We start from the raw sequence: 17,390 nt of genomic DNA on the forward strand, positions 1-17,390 counted from the left end.
CGGCGGCGCGCCCCGGGCGGCGCGGGGCTGCCGCCATCCGGTGAAAAACTCGCGGCCCCGGCGGCCCGGCAGCCTCGGCGGCCCTCAGCTCCAGCAGCCGGTGGCCGCCGCCGCGATGACGAAGTCCTCGAAGCGGCGCGGGGCCCGGCCCAACGCCCGTTCGACACCGTCGGTCGGGCCGTCGGGAACGCGGGTGCTGTCGATCGTCATCAGGTGGGTCATGCGCTCGGCCACCTGCTGCGGGACGCCGCGGGAGAGCTGCTGCTCAAGGAAGGCCTCGGGGGTGATCGCGAGGTACTGGAGCGGCTTTCCGGACGCCTTGGCGATCAGGTCGGCCGCCTCGCCGAAGCCGATCGATCGCGGACCCCTGAGCTCGTAGACCTGGCCGCGGTGGCCGTCCGCGGTGAGCGCCGCCGTGGCGACGTCGGCGATGTCCTCGGCGTCGATGAAGGACAGGCGGGCCTCGCCGGCCGGGAAGGCGAGCGTTCCGCCGCGGACCGCCGGGAGCCAGAAGTCCTCGCTGAAGTTCTGCGCGAACCACCCCGGGCGCAGGACGGTCCATTCCAGACCCGATCCGCGGACCGCCTGCTCGGTGGTGTGGAGCGGGTGGGTCTCCCGGTCGGCGCCGGGTGCGGAGAGCAGGACCAGGCGTTGGACCCCCGCCGCCACCGCGGCGTCGACCAGGGCCGCCATCCGGGGCGGGTCCGTGACGCCGGCGACGCTCCCGGGTTCGATGAGGTAGGCGGCGGTGACCCCGGCCAGGGCCGGGGCGTGGGTGGCGGGGTCGTCGAGATCGAGCCGGACGTCACCGCCGGTGCGGCTGGCGGTGCGGACCTCGTGGCCGGCGGCGGTGAGGCGGGAGGCGATGCGGCGGCCGGTCTTGCCGGTACCGCCCAGGATCAGGAAGTTCTTCACCTCTCCAGGTAACCGTGGTCGATCTGGACTCTCCATGGGAGAACGTCGCTGAAACCTTTGCGATCGTCTAGCCTCGGGAGCGTGGACACGCTCAGCGATCTACTCCGCCGCGCCGGAGCCACTGACGCGCGGGTGCGGCAGCTGATCCAGCGGCCGCCGTGGTCGATGACGTATGCCGACGCCCCGGCGCTCACGGTGTTCGCCACCTTCGGCGGCCCGGCGATGCTGCGGCTGGAGGATGTGCCCTCGGTACCGCCGGCCCGACTCGCGGCCGGGGACATCGCCTTAGTCACGCACAGCGCGCGGCACACGATCTCCGACGACCTGGCGACGCCGCCGCAGGTGCTGATCCGCGGCGGTCACAAGCAGCTGCTCGGCGACTCGCGGGCGCATGCCGTTCTGGAGGCTCGCCTGGCCCCGCGTACCTGGGGCGACGGGCTGCCGGGGGCGACCAGGGTGCTGCGTGGCATGTTCCAGCTGCGCGGCGAGGCCGGCCGCCGACTGCTGGCGATGCTCCCGCCGCTGGCCGTCGTCCCGGCCGGGCCGCGCACCGGCGCGGCCCTGGAGCTGCTGGCCGGTGAGGCCGCGCGCGAGGAGCCCGGGCAGGACGCCGTGCTGAACCGCTCGCTGGACCTGGTGCTGGTCCTGGCGCTGCGCTCGTGGTGCGCGAGCATCGGCCCGGCCCGGCCGTCCTGGTACGCCGCGCTCACCGACCCCTCGATCGGCACCGCCCTGGACCAGTTGCACACCGAACCGGCCCGGCCCTGGACGGTCGCCGAGCTCGCGGAGGTGGCGGGGATGTCGCGGGCCGCGTTCGCCGCCCGCTTCGCCCGGCTGGTCGGGCAGCCGCCGATGGCCTACCTGACCGACTGGCGGATGACGATGGCCGCCGACCTGTTGCGCGAGGACGCGGCGACGACGGTCGCCGCGGCGGCTCGGGCGGTCGGGTATCAGGACGCGTTCGCGTTCAGCGTGGCTTTCAAGCGGGCGAAGGGGGTGAGTCCTTCGCGGTGGGGCCGGGAGGAGGACCCGGTCGCCGCCGAGGCGGCGGTTCGCTGACGGTTCTATTCATCCGCTTGGTCTGCGGCTCGGGTCTACTGTGCGAAAGTGGCGGCCAGCTTCAACGTGGCGGCCTGCACGTCGTGCTCGAACACGGTCGACCCCGGATCCTGCGCCTTGGTGGAGTCCGAGGCCCCGTCGGACACGTTCAGGACGGTGAGGCTGTTGCCCCGCAGGATCACCGCCATGTAGTCGTAGGCCTCGACCTTCGCCACCGAGGCCGGCTGGTCCGGCGGGTACATGACGACGCGGATGCCGTAGGCGTCGCTCACACCGTCCAGTGCGGCGGTCGTGATCACGGCCCTTGAGGGTTGGTCAGTCCACTGGAAGCGGGCCGCGCAGTTCGCGACCCAGCTCTTGTGCGTGGCGAGGTCCTGGCCGGCGGCGGCAGCCGAGGTGTAGGTGATCACCGACTCGCTGACCTGAGCGTTGTTCGCCCCCGTCCACATCGAGCTGCGCATGTTCGCCCAGGCGGGGTTGTGCGGGTATCGCGGGTCGGGAGCTTGCGGACGCAGGATCGTGTCGCAGTTGTCCGGGTCCAGGATCTGCTGGCCGGGGGTGTTCTGGTCGGGGCCGGAGGAAGTCCAGGTCCCGCGCGTGGGGCGGGCCAGGTCCGACTGGGTCAGCATCGCGCTCGCCGGGATGTCGGTGCGGACCGGGCCGTGCGAGGTGGCCGAGCTCGATGGGCTGGCGGCCGCCGAGGACGAGGAGGACGACGCCGCCGAGGTCGCCGAGGTCGACGCCGCGAGGGCGGACGGGGACGTGTCCGAGGTCGATCCGGTGACGGCGCCAATCGGCGTGGACGCGGCGCTCTTGGACGGCGAGGACGCGCAGCCGCTCACTCCGATGGCGGACACCGCGAGGATGGCCAGGGCGACGGGCACCTTGACGTTCATGAGTTTCCCTCTCCAGGACGACTTCGGCTTTCAACACAGTGACGTCCGACTGGCAGACAGGTTGCTTCGTTCGGGACGACGGGATGGGCCACTATCCCAACCCGCTGATCAGCTGCGCCAGCATCCGCTCGAAGGCCTGGTCGGGATCGGGCAGTTGCTCGGTGCTCGCCGCTGTGTTCTTCTCGGCCGCTCTAGTCGTCCTAGCCGCGTTAGTTGCCTTGGTCGCCTTGATCGCCTTCGCTTCCTTCGCTTCCTTCGCTTCCTTCGCTTCCTTTGACTCCTTTGACTCCTTTGACTCCTTGGCCTCCTTTGCCGCTGTGTCCGCCATCGCCGCCGCGAGGTGCGGATACGCGCCGGAGGCCGCCGCCGTCGCCAGGTAGCGCGCGTTCGACTCGCTGAACTGCCGTGCGTCGCCGGCGCGTCCCAGCGCCTGGTGCTCCGCCACCTCGCGGCCGATGTACGTGACCACGAAGCCGCTGACCAGCGCCATCGCCTCAGCGCGCTCGCTCGGCGCCAGGCCTGAGGGCTCCAGCAGCGCGAGCCCGTGGTCCAGCGCTTTGAGGGCGTTCGGGCCCAGCGTGCGGCGGCCGGTCAGCGCGACCGGGAGCCAGGGGTGGCCGCGCAGCAGGGTCCGCTGGGCTCGGGCGAAGGCGGCCAGGTCGGCACGCCAGTCGCCGGAGGCCGTGGGCGACTCCTGCTCCCCGGTCACGGCGTCGATCATCAACTCCAGCAGGGCATCGCGCTCGGACACGTACGTGTACAGCGACATCGTGCCGGAGCCGAGGGCGGTCGCCACCGCGCGCATGGTCAGCCCGGACAGGCCTTCGGCATCCGCGACGCCGATCGCCGTGGCGACGACGGCCTCCCGAGTGTGCGCCGGGGGCCGGCCTCGGTGATTTCGACGCTCTGACCACAGCGTTTCGGGATCCACGCCGACTTCCTCTCGAGATCGGTTGCGCAGTCAATCTTGACAGCTCTATTCTCGTACGTGATACGAGAACTACTCTCCGCTCAGGAACAGTGACTCTCCGAAACCAAGTCCGAAATCAAGGAGGCAGTGCCATGAAGCTCCCAGTCAGCACCCGTATAGCCCGCAGAATCCTGCGCGGGATGCCCGCCCCGCGGGTCGGCGTGTCCTATGAGCCCGGGCTCCGCATACCGATGGCCGACGGCGTCGAGCTGCTCGCCGACCACTACTTCCCCGATTCCGGGACGCCGCAGGACTTCCCGACCCTGCTCGTGCGCTCGCCGTACGGCCGTGGCTTGCGGTGGGCGGCGTTGTACGGCGTGGCATTCGCCGAGCAGGGCTTCCACGTGCTGTTACAGAGCACCCGTGGCACGGCCGGATCCGGCGGCGTCTTCCAGCCCTGGCGCGACGACGGGCCCGATGGCCGCTCGACGGTCGCCTGGCTGCGTCGGCAGCCCTGGTTCGACGGCCGGCTCGGGCTGGTCGGTCCCAGCGCGGTGGCGTATGCGCACTGGGCCCTGGCCGCCGACCCGCCGCCTGAACTGAAGGCCATGGTGATGCAGATGCCGTTGCACAATCCGCATGGCCTCTTCCACCGAAGCGGGGTCTTCGCGCTCGACGACGCCCTGATCGCGACCACCATGGTCAAGACGCAGCTTCCCGGTCCGCGCCGATTCCATGGCGCGGCGTCCCATCCCGTCCCCACCGACGGCTATTGGCAGGGGACGGATCTGCTCGACGCGGCCGACCACCTCACCGTCCCGACGCTGGTGCTCAGCGGCTGGGCCGACGTGGCTCTGGACCAGGCGCTCCAGCAGTACGGCCGACTGCCCGCCGGACACCGATCGCTGCTGATCGGGCCCTGGACGCACACCTCGGCGTTGCGGAAGGGAGCCGGAAGGATCTTCGCCGAGTCACTGGCCTGGTTACGCGGGCATCTCACCGGCCCTGCGCCGCCTCAAGAGCGGATACGCGTTGCTGTCGGCCGCACCACCGGATGGCGCGACCTGACGGCCTGGCCGCCGGCGGCCATCCCGCTGTCCTGGTACCCGCACCCCGGCGGCGCTCTGAGCCGCGAACCGCCGCAGAAGGAGGTCGCGGTGGGCGTCGTCCGCTACGACCCTGACGATCCGACCCCGTCCGTCGGCGGCAACAGCCTGGCGCAGAAGTCAGGAGTCCAGAACAACAAGAGTTTGGAGGAGCGTGAAGATGTCCTCGTATTCACCGGTCCGCCGCTGACCGAAGCGACCGAGGTGATCGGCGCGGTGGCTGCCGAGATCCTGGTCGGGCCCGGCGCCGAACCACTCGCCGCGACGCTGTTCGTCCGGCTCTGCGACGTCGACGAACGTGGCCGTTCCTGGAACGTCTGCGACGGCATCACCCGCGTGACCGGACCGCCGCCGCGCGCGATCACCGTCCCGATGTCCTCCACCGCACACCGCTTCCTCCCCGGCCACCGATTACGTGTCCAGATCAGCGGCGGCGCGCACCCCCGCTTCGCCGCCGGCCGCCAGGCCTTCCGCCTCGACGTCCGGTCCGGCTCGGTGATCGTGCTGCCCGCGGTCTGACCTCGCAGGACGTCAGCGCGTGGCGAACTCGACGATCCGGGCCAAGGACGGCTCCCACTCCCGGGTGGTATCCACGGTCAAGGTGGGAACGTCCAGCGCGATCGGCACCCACGAGTCGATCGGCCGTTGCCCCTCGGCGATGCGGCGCAGGAAGGCCGCGTCATCGTGCGCCGAGCGCGCAGACTCGATGGCGGCCCGGTGGGCGATACGGTCACGAGCGAGTTCGGGGTCGACGACGCAGCGCACGACGCGGATGTCGGCCAGGCCGAGCAGCGGCTCGAGCCCCGGACGCCAGAGGCGGTCTTGGAACGCCGCCTCCGCGACCAGGCTCGTCCCCGATCGCAGGTGGTCAGCCAGGGTGCCGAAGAACACGTCGAGCGTCTTCAGATTCAGGTCTTCGGCGGGATCGGCGCCGACCATGCGCTCCTTGATCTCGTCACGACACACCGCCGGCCAGCCGAGCGCATCGGCCAGCGCGTGCGCCAACGTCGTCTTGCCCGCGCCGGGTGGGCCGCTGACGGCGATCAGTCTCGGAAGGAGGTTCACCCCTCAACCTGTTCGTTCTCCCCCGCCGCCTCATCCGGCGGCTCGGGGACGACGTACGTCCGCAAAGCCATCAGCCGCGCCCCCTCCGGTGCCTCGCGAGGATCGGCGTGCCCGTACTTCCACTGGAGCTGCTTGTACTCGTTCAGGAAACCCAACAACTCTTCCTTGCTCATCCAGAACCCGCCACGGAACGCCTGGGCCCAGCCTTCCGGACCCTCGTATTGCGTGAGCACCCGGTAGTACAGGTCGATGTCGTGCTTCGCCTGCTCCCGCGCGCGTTCCGCGAGCGCCGCGAACTCGGCGGGGTCCATCACCCCCGGGTCTGGCGCCTCCAGCTGGATCGGCAGCGCGCGCCACCAGCGCTCGCGGCCGGTCGAGCGTTCCGGGATCTCCTCGACGAAGCGGAGCTCGGCGAGCTTGCGGAGGTGGTAGCTGGTGGTGCCGGTGCTCTCGCCGAGGGCCTTGGCCAGGCTCGTGGAGTTGGCCTCGCGGTGCTGCTGCAGGTAGGCGAGCATGCGGCGGCGCAGCGGGTTGGACAGCACCCGGTAGATGGTGGACCGGTCGCCGTCCGCGGTGCCGATCGGTTCGGGAGGGGTTTGGGGCACGGCGTCACCATACCTCGCATGCCGCGCTATGCCGAGAACTCTGCAAACAGTTTTGCAGAGAGTCTTTGCAAACTGGCTCTGCACTCTCTACGCTGGCAATGAGCGCAGGCGATCGGCGCCGCGTGGGCTTGTCATCGATGGGGGTGGGTGCCGTGCGCACTTCAGGGGGCCGGATCGCCGCACTGGCAGCGGCATGCGCGGCGGCCGCAGTCACGGTCGGCGTGTCAGGGTGCAGCTATCTCAACGACCACCACGTCGAAGTCGACGCCACGATCACCCAGCAGGTCCGGGCACTGCGGATCGACAACGGCGCCGGCCAGGTGGTGGTGCACAGCGGAGACACCGGCGGCGGCGTCATCGTGCACCGCGACATCGACTACCACTCCGACCGGCCGCCGACCCCGGGCCAGGCGGTCATCGACGGCGTACTGGACCTGACCGCCAACTGCGACGACTGCGGGATCGCCTACGACGTGACGGTGCCGCCCTCGCTCGCGGTGACGATCACCGACAACGCGGGCCAGGTCACGGTGGCCGGCATCGCCGGAGCGGTCGACATCACGGCCGCCGCGGGCGAGGTCGAGGGCAAGGCCCTGAGCGCCCCGAGCGTGCGGGTCCAGGCCTCGGCCGGCGCGGTCCACCTGGCCTTCACCGCGCCGCCGAACGAGGTCACCGCGCACAGCAACGCGGGCGAGGTGACCGTGGCCGTGCCGGACGGGAGCTACGCCGTCGACGCGTCCACCAACGCGGGCGCGCGAACCGTGGACGTGCCCAACGATCCGTCGGCGACCCGGCACCTGAAGGTGTCGTCGAACGCGGGCGCGGTCACGGTGACATCGGCCTGAGACCGGCCGACCGCGAAGCAGAACAGGAAACCGGCAGGCGACCTTGATTGGCCGGCGTCAACCTTGGTTGGCCAGCGTCAGTCGGCCGACATCCTCACACCTTCACACCCTCACACGCTCACACCTTCACACCCTCACACCTTCACGCCCTCACACCGCGGCGAGCGCGGTCCGGACGCCGGCCTGGACCGCGTCCTTGTCCCCCAGCCCGCCGGCGACGGCGATGCCGTCTCGCACCAGCAGCAGCAGGTCGGCCTTCTGGTCGGCGTTCGGCCGGTCGGAGGCCTTGAGGCTGTCGCGCATCAGGTCTCGGTACCAGGAGCGGTAGTCGTCGACCACGTGGCGGACCGGGTGGTCGGGGTCGGCGTACTCCGCGGCGGCGTTCAGGAACGGGCAGCCTCGGAAGCCCGGGCCGACGCTGACCTCCGCCAGCTTGGCCAGGATCGCCTCGATGCGCTCGACGCCGGTGCCGGGGGCGCCGCCGAGCAGGACCTTCTGCCGTTCGTACTCGGTCGTCAGGTAGGCCAGGACCAGGTCTTCTTTGGACTTGAAGTGGTGGTAGAAGGTCGCCTTCGCCACCGTGGCCTCGGCGATCACCCGGTCTACGCCGACCGTGTGAATGCCCTCGGCGTAGAAGAGCCGAGTGGCGGTGTCGAGGATGCGGGAACGGGCTGAGCTCACACACTTGACGGTACCAGACAGATCTGTCTACTGTAAGCAGTGAACCAGACAGACAGATCTGTCTGGCTTCCGCCCCACCCGCAGCTTGGAGGCCCTCCCATGAAGCCCGTCTACACCGCCGTCGCCACCTCTGTCGGTCGCGAAGGCCGTTCCTTCACCGACGACGGCAAGCTCGACCTGAACATGGCCTTCCCGGAGTCGCTGGGCGGCAACGGCCAGGGCACCAACCCCGAGCAGCTGTTCGCCGCGGGCTACTCGGCGTGTTTCGCCAGCGCGATGCAGCTGGTCGCCAAGCAGCAGGGGCTGGACGTCTCCGAGGCGTCGGTGACCGCCGAGGTCACGCTGAACAGCCTGGACGGCGGCGCCTTCGGCCTGTCGGTGGTGCTGCGCGCCGAGCTCCCGGAGGAGCTGCACGGCGAGAAGGGCCAGGCCCTGCTGGAGGCCACCCACCAGGTCTGCCCGTACTCCAACGCGACCCGCGGCAACATCCCGGTCGAGATCGTCGTCGAGTAGGGAATCGGTAGGTAGTCGGGCGGGAAGCCCGGCAGGAAGTCGGGCAGGAACCGGACTCGGGCAGTGCCGTGGCGCCAGGTCCAGCGCTACTTCTTCCCGCCGCCCTTGAACGGCTCCTCGCCGGGCTTGTCCGCGCGGAAGCGCAGGGCGGACCAGACCTCGTCGATCGCCACCTGCCCGTTGGGCCGCATGCCGAACTCGACGACGATCGGCCACAGACTGTCGCGGTTGATGTCAGTCCGGTTGGCCTTCGGATAGGCGATCCAGACCACCGGCGGCTTGGTGACGTCGGCTTTGTTCGCGGTCAGCAGGGCGCGGGCGGAGTCGGCGTCGTCGGCGTAGAGGACCGCGACGTCGGCCGTCGCCAGGTCGTCGGTGCGCCCGGCACCCGCCGGCAGCGCACCGATCCCGGCGAAGCGGTCGGGGTGCGAGGTCCAGACCGAGTGGCCCGGCTTGATGACGAGCTTCTCGGCGACGGTCTTGGCGGCCATGGTGCCCTCCGGCGGTTCGTGGATGGTGCGGCGTTTCCCGCTCTCAGCACAACAGACGACAGGCCGCCGCGAAACTCATCGGCGCCGGTCCCCCTGGTTCGGGGACCGGCGCCGATGACTTGGCTAGCTCAAGCCGACAGCCGACTCAGGCCGACGACTGACTCAGATCGGCAGCCAGCTCAGGCAGACAGCCTGCTCAGGCCATCAGGTCCAGTGCTCAGGCCATCGAGTCCGGTGGTCAGACCATCAGGTCCGGTGCTCAGACCATCAGACCTGGTGCTCAGACCATCAGGTCCTGCTCGCGCAGGGTCAGGACGTCGAGCTCGTCCTCCAGCTCCTCGGCCAGCGTGGATTCCACCGGGCTGCGGCGGTTGAACAGCAGACCGCCGGCCAGGATCAGGAGCCCGCCGACCGTGGCCACGGCCACGAACACCAGGACCGGCCGGTAGCTGGCCAGCACCTGCGCATTGCTGTGCGCGGTGCCGCCGCCGTTGGCGGCGATGATCGCGGTCGAGGCCGCCAGCACCACGGTGATGCCGACCTGCAAGGCGGTGTTCAGCAGCCCGGAGACCAGGCCCTGCTCCTCGTCGGCGATGCCGGCGGCGGCCTGCACGTTGATCGCCGGGAACGCCAGCCCGAAGCCCAGGCCGAGGAGCACGATCGAGGGCAGGATCACCCACCAGCTCGGGGTCTGGCCGATCCGCAGGAATTGCAGGTAGCCCAGCGACAGGGCGGCGAAGCCGGCGACGCCGACCCGGGCCGTGCCGTACTTGTTGAGGACGTCGGCGATCTTGAAGCTGGCGAGCAGCACGATCAGACCGGCCGGCAGGAACGCCAGCGCGGTGCGCAGCGCGCTCCACCCGGACAGCGTCTGGAGGTATTGGGTGACGATGAACTGGAACGAGGCGTAGCCGCCGAACATCAGGCCGCCGCCGATCAGGGCCCGGAGCAGTGACGGGGAGCGCAGCACGCCGAGCCGCACCAGCGGGTTGGCCACCCGCAGTTCGGTGACGACGAACCCGGCGGCCAGCGCCACGGCCGCCACGAACGTGCCGATGGTGATCGGCGCGAGCCAGCCCACCTGCGGGGCCCGGACGATGCCGAAGACCAGCAGCAGCACCGAACCGGTGCTGGTCACGGCGCCCAACACGTCGTACCCGCCGCGCTGCTCCTTGGCCACCGGCTGGTCGCGGTGGATCAGCTTGCTGCCGATCACCAGGATCAGCGCCGCCACCGGCGCCGGGACCAGCAGCGTCCAGCGCCAGCCGGCCTCGGTGAGCAGCCCGGAGAGCACCAGGCCGAGCGAGAAGCCGGCGGCGCCGCAGGTGGTGTAGATACTCAGGGCCCGGTTGCGGTCCGGCCCCTCGGCGAAGGTCGTGGTGATGATGGACAGCCCGGCCGGGGCGGTGAACGCGGCGCTGATGCCCTTCACGAACCGGGTCGCGATCAGCAGGCTGCCGTCGTCGACCAGTCCGGACAGCAGCGAGGCGACGGCGAACACGGCCAGCGCGGTCAGGAACACCCGCCGCCGCCCCAGCAGGTCCGCCGCGCGTCCGCCGAGCAGCAGGAACCCGCCGTAGCCGAGGACGTAACCGCTGACGACCCACTGCAATGAAGAGGTGGACAGGTGCAGGGACTCACGGATCGACGGCAGGGCCACGCCGACCATCGAGGTGTCGAGGGCATCGAGGAAGAGGGCGCCGCACAGGACTATCAGGGCGCCCCACACACGGAGCGGCCAGCGTCCCGACGCGGCGGACTCGCCGGGACGCAGGGTGGTTGCGGTGTCGCTGTGGCTCATGCCGTGGAGATTACATGCACGTGCACTTAGTGCGCAAACACTTTGTGCCGTGACACCTTATGCACTGGCACTTTATGTGAGGGAACCTTGTGCGCTCGCACGTGTTACCATGTGCGCATGGAGTCCGAGACCCTCCTTGAGCGAAACCTCGTCGAACAGTGGCGGGAACTCGTCGCGCGCAAGACCCGCGTGTGGAATGCCCTGGAGCTGGAGCTCGACCGACAGCACGGCCTGTCGGCCAGCGAGTTCGAGGTACTGGACACGCTGTCCGAGTACGACTGCGCCGAGCCGCCCCGGGTGCAGGAACTGGCCGCGCACGTGCCGATCACGCAGAGCGCGCTGTCCCGGATGATCGGCCGTCTGGAGAACCAGAACCTGGTCACCCGGACCCTGTGCAGCTCCGACCGCCGAGGCGTCTTCGTGGTGCTGACCGACGAGGGCATGCAGCGGCTGACCGAGGCCCGCCCGACGCACCGCTCGGTGCTGGCCGCCGAGTTGGCCGCCGACCCGAAGGGCACCGAGCCGACAGGCACCGAGCCGACAGGCACCGGGCCGACGGGCACCGATGCGGTGCTGGTCGAGAGCGGGACGCGGGGGAAGTAGCAGCAGGCCGCAGCCCGAGTCGGATCGATCGGCGCGGGCTGCCGATCAGCCGCGGCAGCCGGATCGGCGGAGCAGCGTGCGCGATGCCTCGCGGGCGACTTCCGGCGACCGCCAGCAGCCGGATCGTCGCGCCGCCACCGCCCTTTCCGGCCGACCGAACCCGCGGCGTAGATTCGGTCCATGCCCACCGAAGCCGTAGTCCGCACCCCCGCCCTGGACCGTCCCGAACTGCTCGCCGCGCCGGTCGCGGCCGCGCTGCGTGCGCTGCCCGCGCTCGCGCCGCTGGTCGAGGTGGCGCAGATCGATGCCGAATTGGCCGATACCGAGGCCTTCTGTGCCGCGTACGGCGTGCTGCCCGAGGAGTCCGCGAACTGCGTGATCGTCGCGGCCCGGCGGGGCGAGGAGACCTCCTACGCCGCGTGCATGGTGCTGGCGACCACGAAGGCCGACGTCAACTCGCTGGTGCGCAAGCACCTCGGGGCGCGGAAGGCGTCGTTCGCGCCGATGGACGCGGCGGTGGAGCTCAGCGGCATGGAGTACGGCGGCATCACGCCGATCGGGCTGCCCGAGGGGTGGCCGGTGCTGGTCGACGCGGCGGTGGCCGCGGCGCCGGTGGCCGTGGTCGGATCGGGGATCCGCGGCTCCAAGCTGTGGCTGCCGGGGGCGGCGATCGCCGGGCTGCCCGGTGCCCAGGTGCTCGAAGGGCTCGGCGTCCCGCGCTGAGCCGGGCGGTCGGCGCTGCGGACCCCCGATGCCGCAGCGCCGACCGGATGCCGACCCGAACTGGCCGGGTTCCGGACCGCCCCACGGTCCAGAACCCGTCTAACTATTACGACGCATCCGGGCCGAAAAAGCGTTGCTGTTCAAGCGCGAATCGGCCGGGGCCGGCGCCGACCGCCGCGGCCGTGTCAGTGATCTGAGGCGTTCGCCACACCACGGATCCGGCGCGGAATGTTGCGGCACAGGCCGATGTTTCCCCACGATGGACGGGTCGGGCCCGCCGACCCCGCCATCACCGGGGCCGGTCGGCCCGATTCCGGGTCCGCCGCAGCGCCTCGATCACCACGAAGCTGACGGCCAGCACCACGAAGAACAGCAGGATCGTCATCCCGCCCCCGACCCGCGACGACGGGAAGGCGATCTGGCGTGCCACGTTCAGGCCGCCCACCACCAGCACTCGGACGCCTGGCGGAAGGCCGGGATCAGGCCCTGGAGTCCCGCCGACTGCACGCGCTGCTGGACGGCCTGGTGATCCAGCTGACCGCCGATCCGCCCCGGCTGACCGTGAACGAGGCAAGGGCGATCGTCGCCGGGCACCTGGCGGACCTCGCCGAGTAGCCCGGCGTCCGGCTCACCAGTTGAAGAACTCGAGGATCCCCGCCAGACCTTCGACAGTTGAACGCACGGTCCGGTTCAGCCCGACCCAGTACTTGCCGGTCCACAACGGCGGGAACTTCGGATACAGCGGCTGGAACAACCGGTACTTCGAACGCCCCGAGGCCAGCACCTTAACCCCCGAGTACCAGATCAGGCCCAGGCCGCAGAACACGAGGTGGACGGCCAGCGCGACCGGGGTCAGGAGCCAGGCCAGGACCCAGTAGATGCCGTAGACGACGAAGGCCAGGGCTATGAGGGGGCTGAACACGACGAGGAAAAAGGTCGCGCAGCCGCTGCGCTTCTTCTTCGGCTTCTTGCCCGCCTGCGCCTGGTCCGGACCAAGGCCGGTGCCCGGCGGGAGTTGGTTCGGCTGAAGACCCATCTGCCCCATCTGCCCCGGCTGGCCGGGCTGGCCGGGCTGCTGACCGGGCTGCTGACCGGGCTGACCGTAGGGCTGGCCATAAGGCTGCTGACCGGGACCGGGATACTGCTGCGGCGGGACCTGCGGATACGGCTGCTGCTGGGGATAGCCCTGCGGGGCCCCGTACTGCTGCGGCGGCTGGCCGTAGGGCTGGTAGGGCTGCTGCTGTTGCTGCGGATACGGGTAGGGCTGCTGCTGCTGCGGATACGGGTTCTGATACGGCTGCTGTTGTTGCTGCGGCGGCGGACCCTGATACCCCTGCTGCTGCGGCGGATACGGGTAGGGCTGCTGCTGCGGCTGTGCCGGCGGCGGCGGCGGCGGCGGCGGCGGCGGCGGCGAGTAAGGGTACGGCGGCTGCTGGTTCGGCTGACCGTGGTTCGGCTGCTCGCTCATCGGTTCCCTCCCCGTACGGCTGACAAGCAGCTGACAGAGTACCGTCAGCTCTTCAGACGTCCAGGGGTGACCACGACCCGCGGCGCCGACCGGTTGAACGACCGGCGCCGCGTCGGATCCGAAGCGCTACCGCACCGCCGCTACTTCTTCTGGAGAGGCTTCGCCAGGTCGGCGTCGGCCTGCCGGAAGTTCTGCGCGGCGTTCGTCAGCATCTCGGACAACGCCTGCAGAGAACCGTCGATCTCCGTGCGGCCGTCCTTCCACCCCGACGAGAACGAGTGCAGCGCGTCCTCGACCTGGGAAGCCCCCATCTGTCCGTCGTACTGGTGCGTCCAGTCACGCGCCGCGTTCATCCGGGTCCGGATGGAGTCCAGCTGACCGCCGAAGGTCTCCAGCGCATCGACGTCTACAGCAAGATCTGGCATTGCACGCCCCCCTCGTGTTCAACCCATCACGTCAATAGCGAGTGTATAAAGCCCGGATGGCTGCGGAAAGCCCATATGAACCCCCGCCGGGAAGACTGCAACCATCCCGAACATCCATGCGTCAATTGGTAGGGAGCATCCTCCTACGGATCTGGGGTGGGGAACATCATGGCGGGGCTCGATGAACGCTGGCGTGCGGGGCTGACAGCCCTGATCGCGGTGGGTATACCCGTGGCGGCAGGAATCGTGGCCGGGGCGAATGGCAACGGAGACGGACCGCTGTTCCAGGGCGGCGCGGTGCTCGGCGCCTGTGCGGCGACGATGCTGGCGACCCGGCGCGGCCTGTGGTGGCTGGTGCCGGCGCAGCCGATGGTCGTGGTGCCGTCCGCGGTCGGCGGGGTGCTGCTGGCCGAGCCGAGCGGCACCAACCACACGAAGCTGGGCACGGACTCCGTGACCGCACTGCACCACGCGTTCATCATCACGCTCGTGGCATTGGGCGCCGTGCTGGTCGTGGCCCTGGCCAAGGCCGTCTTCAGCCGTGGCGGGGACCTGCAGCCCGGCCCGGCCGGCTCCGAACCCGCGCCCGAAGGCGCCCGGCCGGTGGGAGCGCATCGTGGCTGAGAACGAGAACACCGACGGGCTCGACGGTACCGACGACCTCGACGGCATCCAGAACGCCGACAACGCCCAGGGCCCCGAGCCCGTCGAGAACACCGAGTCCGTCGAGAGCGCCGAGCCCGACCACGCCGCGAAGAAGGCCGGTACCGCCGCGCGCCGGACGTCCCCGGCGGTCATCGCCGCGCGCGGGGTCTTCGCGGTCGCCGGGGCGGCCGTCCTGGCCGGCTCGGGCATCGCCTGGTACGGCGTGCACAAACTGGACACCGGCGTGCAGTCGGTGGACACCAGCAAGGTGGAAGTCGCGCACGGCAAGCCGGCGCCGGTGCACAGCGGCCTGGACAAATCCGTCAACATCCTGCTGATCGGCCTGGACTCGCGCTACGCGATGAACGGCGACCCGCTGCCGGACGACGTCGTCCACGACGAACTCCACGCCGGTTCCGCCTCCGACCTGCTCGGCGGCGAGAACGCCAACAGCGAGATCATCCTGCACGTCCCGGCCGGCAACGGGACGCCGACCGCGGTCTCGATCCCGCGCGACGACTGGGTCGACGCCCAGGACGGCTACGGCAACGACATGGGCACGATGAAGGTGAAGGAGGCCTACGGCAACGCCTACTACTACGCGACCCAGAAGGCCTCCGCCTCCGGCATCTCCGACACCCACGCCCTGGCCAAGATCGGCCACGCCGCCGGGGTCAAGGCGCAGATCGGCACCCTGGAGAATCTGCTGAACATCCCCATCGACCACTTCGCCGAAGTGAACCTGATGGGCTTCTACGACGTGGCCGGGGACGTCGGCCCGGTCCAGGTCTGCCTGAAGCGCCCGACCCAGGACGAGAACTCCGGCGCGAACTTCCCGGCCGGGGTGTTCACGCTCGACACCCCGACCAAGGCGCTGGCCTTCGTCCGCGAGCGCGAGGACCTGCCGAACGGCGACCTGGACCGGACGCACCGGCAGCAGGCCTACATCACCGCGGTCCTGAAGCGGCTCAAGGACCAGGGGTTTCTCAGCGACCTGTCGAAGATGGACAGCCTGATCGGCACCGCCGAGAAGGACGTGATCATCGACAGCGGCTGGAACCTGCTCGACTTCGCCGGCAACGCCTCGGCGCTGTCCGACGGCAGCACCTCGTTCCGCACCGCGCCGATCATCACCGACTCGTCGTGGAAGTGGATCGGGAAGAACCACGAGGTCGGCAACGAGATCGACATCCCGACGGTGCAGGCCTTCGTGAAGAGCGCGTTCGCCGACAGCGACGCCACCTCCTCGACCGCCACGACACCGACGACGCCGAGCAGTACCGCCTCCACCCCGACCCCGGCGCCGACCGGCTCCTCCAGCCAGCAGCACCTCACCGGCACGGCGGTGGTGGAGAACGCCTCCGGCGTCAACGGCGCGGCCGCCAAGGAGGTCTCGACGCTGAGCGCCCTCGGCCTCACCGCCAGCGTCGGCGACAACATCCGCCCCTCGCACCAGCAGACCACGGTGTTGTACGGGTCCGGCGCGAGCGCCGCCGCACAGGCCGTCGGGACCCAGCTCGGCGGCGTGACCGCGACCGCCGACAGCTCGGTGAAGGCCGGCTCGATCCTGGTCGTCATCGGGACGGACAAGGGCGACTCGCTCGCCGCCGGGGGCTTGTCGAGCACGCCCTCGACGCCGGGCTCGACCTCCGGCAACTCAACCTCTGGCAGCTCTACGGGCGGCAGCTCGACGCCTTCGGGATCGTCGACGGCCACCAGTTCCGGGAACGGGGAGAACGGCGGGACGATCACCGGCAACGGGCCGGACTCCGTCAACGGGATCCCCTGCATCAACTGATTCAGTCGGCGTTGAAGTGGCGCGCCTCGACGATCCATAAACAGGATCGTCGGGACGCGCTTTCGCGTGACCGCTACCCGAGTACCGCTCGATCCTCACGCAATGCGCCGCACCACGATGACGTTCTCGACGACCATCGCGCTCTGTCCCTCGGGTCCGGTGGCCTCGCGTTCGGGCGCGTCACACCGCTCGACCCGCCATCCCGCGCCGAGTTCCAGCGAGGCCAGCACCTCCTCAGGCGTCGGGAACCGGATGTCCTGGCCCGCCTGCCATGACCACGGCGGCACCGAAGCGTGCTCGACCACGATCAGCAGCCCGTTCGGCGCCACCGCGTGCGCGGCCCGGCGCAGCACCTCGGTACGCGGGATCTCGATGGGGGTCTGGAAGTAGGTGGCGCTGACCAGGTCGAACTCGCCCTCGGGAAAGCTCTCGGCCAGATCGTGGCGCACCGGATGGACCCGCCCGGCCAGGCTGGCCGCCCACGCGCTCTCGGCGACCCGGTCCAGGGCGGCCTGGGCCACGTCGGCCGCGGTGACGTCCCAGCCGGCCCCGGCCAGCCAGAGCGCGTCGCCGCCGTGGCCGCAGCCCAGGTCCAGCGCCGTGCCGGGGGTCTGGGCGAAAGCGGTCACCAGGCCTTCGAGCACGACGTTCACCCTGGTGCCCCAGCGCGGGTCGGCGCGGGAGTAGAAGTCCTCCCAGAAGGTCGCCGAGTCAGCGGCAGTATCAGTGGCGGTATCAGTGGCGGCGGTATCAGTATCAGTGGCGGTATCAGTGGCGGCGGTATCAGTGGCAGTGTCGAAGTGCGGCTGCATGCGGGAATCCTCTGCTCGCGGGTGGTCGC

General features: G+C 70.3%; 21 protein-coding genes. 9 read left to right on the forward strand and 12 right to left on the reverse strand.

Annotated elements, in window-relative coordinates; all coding sequences use genetic code 11:
• Positions 1–84: 84 nt before the first annotated feature.
• Positions 85–915: an NmrA family NAD(P)-binding protein gene (locus tag IZR01_RS02270; protein WP_194922692.1), complete on the reverse strand. Its 831-nt coding sequence runs from the start codon at positions 913–915 to the stop codon at positions 85–87.
• Positions 916–996: 81 nt separating this feature from the next.
• Here IZR01_RS02270 and IZR01_RS02275 point away from each other — a divergent pair, with 81 nt between their 5' ends.
• On the forward strand, positions 997–1,974 hold the full coding sequence (locus IZR01_RS02275) for an AraC family transcriptional regulator (RefSeq protein WP_194922693.1): 978 nt from the start codon (positions 997–999) through the stop codon (positions 1,972–1,974).
• Between the two features lie 35 nt (positions 1,975–2,009).
• Here the strand turns inward: IZR01_RS02275 and IZR01_RS02280 are convergent, their stop codons facing one another.
• A complete protein-coding gene (locus IZR01_RS02280; RefSeq protein WP_194890980.1) occupies positions 2,010–2,870 on the reverse strand; it encodes a hypothetical protein in 861 nt (286 codons plus the stop codon).
• A 91-nt stretch (positions 2,871–2,961) separates the two neighbouring features.
• Positions 2,962–3,801, reverse strand: a complete 840-nt coding sequence (locus tag IZR01_RS02285; RefSeq protein ID WP_194922694.1) for a TetR/AcrR family transcriptional regulator — start codon at positions 3,799–3,801, stop codon at positions 2,962–2,964.
• Positions 3,802–3,932: 131 nt separating this feature from the next.
• Here IZR01_RS02285 and IZR01_RS02290 point away from each other — a divergent pair, with 131 nt between their 5' ends.
• Positions 3,933–5,405: a CocE/NonD family hydrolase gene (locus IZR01_RS02290; protein WP_194922695.1), complete on the forward strand. Its 1,473-nt coding sequence runs from the start codon at positions 3,933–3,935 to the stop codon at positions 5,403–5,405.
• Between the two features lie 12 nt (positions 5,406–5,417).
• On the opposite strand, the gene IZR01_RS02295 is transcribed toward IZR01_RS02290, so the two are convergent.
• Positions 5,418–5,951 carry a P-loop nucleotide/nucleoside kinase family protein gene (locus tag IZR01_RS02295; RefSeq protein WP_194922696.1) on the reverse strand — a complete coding sequence of 178 codons (534 nt, stop codon included), beginning with the start codon at positions 5,949–5,951 and terminating at the stop codon, positions 5,418–5,420.
• Positions 5,948–6,556, reverse strand: coding sequence for a helix-turn-helix domain-containing protein (locus IZR01_RS02300; RefSeq protein WP_194922697.1), 609 nt, complete (start codon positions 6,554–6,556; stop codon positions 5,948–5,950). Before IZR01_RS02300 ends, IZR01_RS02295 begins: the two co-directional genes overlap by 4 nt.
• Positions 6,557–6,708: 152 nt before the next feature.
• Here IZR01_RS02300 and IZR01_RS02305 point away from each other — a divergent pair, with 152 nt between their 5' ends.
• Complete coding sequence (locus IZR01_RS02305; protein ID WP_194922698.1) at positions 6,709–7,401, forward strand: DUF4097 family beta strand repeat-containing protein; 693 nt, start codon at positions 6,709–6,711, stop codon at positions 7,399–7,401.
• A gap of 150 nt (positions 7,402–7,551) precedes the next feature.
• On the opposite strand, the gene IZR01_RS02310 is transcribed toward IZR01_RS02305, so the two are convergent.
• Complete coding sequence (locus tag IZR01_RS02310) at positions 7,552–8,082, reverse strand: TetR/AcrR family transcriptional regulator (RefSeq protein WP_323746020.1); 531 nt, start codon at positions 8,080–8,082, stop codon at positions 7,552–7,554.
• Positions 8,083–8,181: 99 nt separating this feature from the next.
• Between IZR01_RS02310 and IZR01_RS02315 the strand changes: the two genes are divergently transcribed.
• Complete coding sequence (locus IZR01_RS02315) at positions 8,182–8,595, forward strand: organic hydroperoxide resistance protein (protein ID WP_194890974.1); 414 nt, start codon at positions 8,182–8,184, stop codon at positions 8,593–8,595.
• 86 nt (positions 8,596–8,681) lie between these two features.
• Here the strand turns inward: IZR01_RS02315 and IZR01_RS02320 are convergent, their stop codons facing one another.
• Both IZR01_RS02320 and IZR01_RS02325 read right to left on the reverse strand, forming a co-directional pair.
• Complete coding sequence (locus IZR01_RS02320) at positions 8,682–9,086, reverse strand: hypothetical protein (protein WP_194890973.1); 405 nt, start codon at positions 9,084–9,086, stop codon at positions 8,682–8,684.
• Positions 9,087–9,366: 280 nt separating this feature from the next.
• Positions 9,367–10,887 (reverse strand): MFS transporter, encoded by a 1,521-nt coding sequence (locus tag IZR01_RS02325; RefSeq protein ID WP_194890972.1) that lies wholly within the window; start codon positions 10,885–10,887, stop codon positions 9,367–9,369.
• A 117-nt stretch (positions 10,888–11,004) separates the two neighbouring features.
• On the opposite strand from IZR01_RS02325, the gene IZR01_RS02330 reads away from it, so the two are divergent.
• Positions 11,005–11,490: a MarR family winged helix-turn-helix transcriptional regulator gene (locus tag IZR01_RS02330; RefSeq protein ID WP_194922699.1), complete on the forward strand. Its 486-nt coding sequence runs from the start codon at positions 11,005–11,007 to the stop codon at positions 11,488–11,490.
• 180 nt (positions 11,491–11,670) lie between these two features.
• Entirely contained in the window at positions 11,671–12,213 is a 543-nt protein-coding gene (locus tag IZR01_RS02335) for a YbaK/EbsC family protein (RefSeq protein WP_194890970.1), read from the forward strand.
• A gap of 289 nt (positions 12,214–12,502) precedes the next feature.
• Here IZR01_RS02335 and IZR01_RS02340 read toward each other — a convergent pair whose 3' ends face one another.
• The gene (locus IZR01_RS02340; RefSeq protein ID WP_194891025.1) at positions 12,503–12,643 is read right to left on the reverse strand and encodes a hypothetical protein; all 141 of its coding nucleotides are present in this window, start codon (positions 12,641–12,643) and stop codon (positions 12,503–12,505) included.
• On the opposite strand from IZR01_RS02340, the gene IZR01_RS52935 reads away from it, so the two are divergent.
• Entirely contained in the window at positions 12,637–12,828 is a 192-nt protein-coding gene (locus IZR01_RS52935) for a TetR family transcriptional regulator C-terminal domain-containing protein (protein WP_323746881.1), read from the forward strand. The two genes, IZR01_RS02340 and IZR01_RS52935, sit on opposite strands and share 7 nt — an antisense overlap.
• Positions 12,829–12,841: 13 nt before the next feature.
• Here the strand turns inward: IZR01_RS52935 and IZR01_RS02350 are convergent, their stop codons facing one another.
• Together IZR01_RS02350 and IZR01_RS02355 are read right to left on the reverse strand one after the other, a co-directional pair.
• Positions 12,842–13,681, reverse strand: a complete 840-nt coding sequence (locus IZR01_RS02350) for a hypothetical protein (protein WP_194922700.1) — start codon at positions 13,679–13,681, stop codon at positions 12,842–12,844.
• 140 nt (positions 13,682–13,821) lie between these two features.
• Positions 13,822–14,106 carry a hypothetical protein gene (locus IZR01_RS02355; protein WP_194890968.1) on the reverse strand — a complete coding sequence of 95 codons (285 nt, stop codon included), beginning with the start codon at positions 14,104–14,106 and terminating at the stop codon, positions 13,822–13,824.
• Positions 14,107–14,274: 168 nt separating this feature from the next.
• On the opposite strand from IZR01_RS02355, the gene IZR01_RS02360 reads away from it, so the two are divergent.
• Together IZR01_RS02360 and IZR01_RS02365 are read left to right on the forward strand one after the other, a co-directional pair.
• Positions 14,275–14,730 (forward strand): DUF6542 domain-containing protein, encoded by a 456-nt coding sequence (locus tag IZR01_RS02360; RefSeq protein ID WP_194890967.1) that lies wholly within the window; start codon positions 14,275–14,277, stop codon positions 14,728–14,730.
• Complete coding sequence (locus IZR01_RS02365) at positions 14,723–16,549, forward strand: LCP family protein (RefSeq protein WP_194922701.1); 1,827 nt, start codon at positions 14,723–14,725, stop codon at positions 16,547–16,549. The genes IZR01_RS02360 and IZR01_RS02365 overlap by 8 nt, the downstream gene beginning before the upstream one ends.
• Before the next feature lie 95 nt (positions 16,550–16,644).
• Here the strand turns inward: IZR01_RS02365 and IZR01_RS02370 are convergent, their stop codons facing one another.
• The gene (locus IZR01_RS02370; RefSeq protein ID WP_194922702.1) at positions 16,645–17,361 is read right to left on the reverse strand and encodes a class I SAM-dependent methyltransferase; all 717 of its coding nucleotides are present in this window, start codon (positions 17,359–17,361) and stop codon (positions 16,645–16,647) included.
• Between the last annotated feature and the right edge of the window lie 29 nt (positions 17,362–17,390).

Origin of the sequence: Catenulispora pinisilvae (assembly GCF_015356865.1) — a bacterium.
In the GTDB taxonomy this organism is placed as follows: domain Bacteria; phylum Actinomycetota; class Actinomycetes; order Streptomycetales; family Catenulisporaceae; genus Catenulispora; species Catenulispora pinisilvae.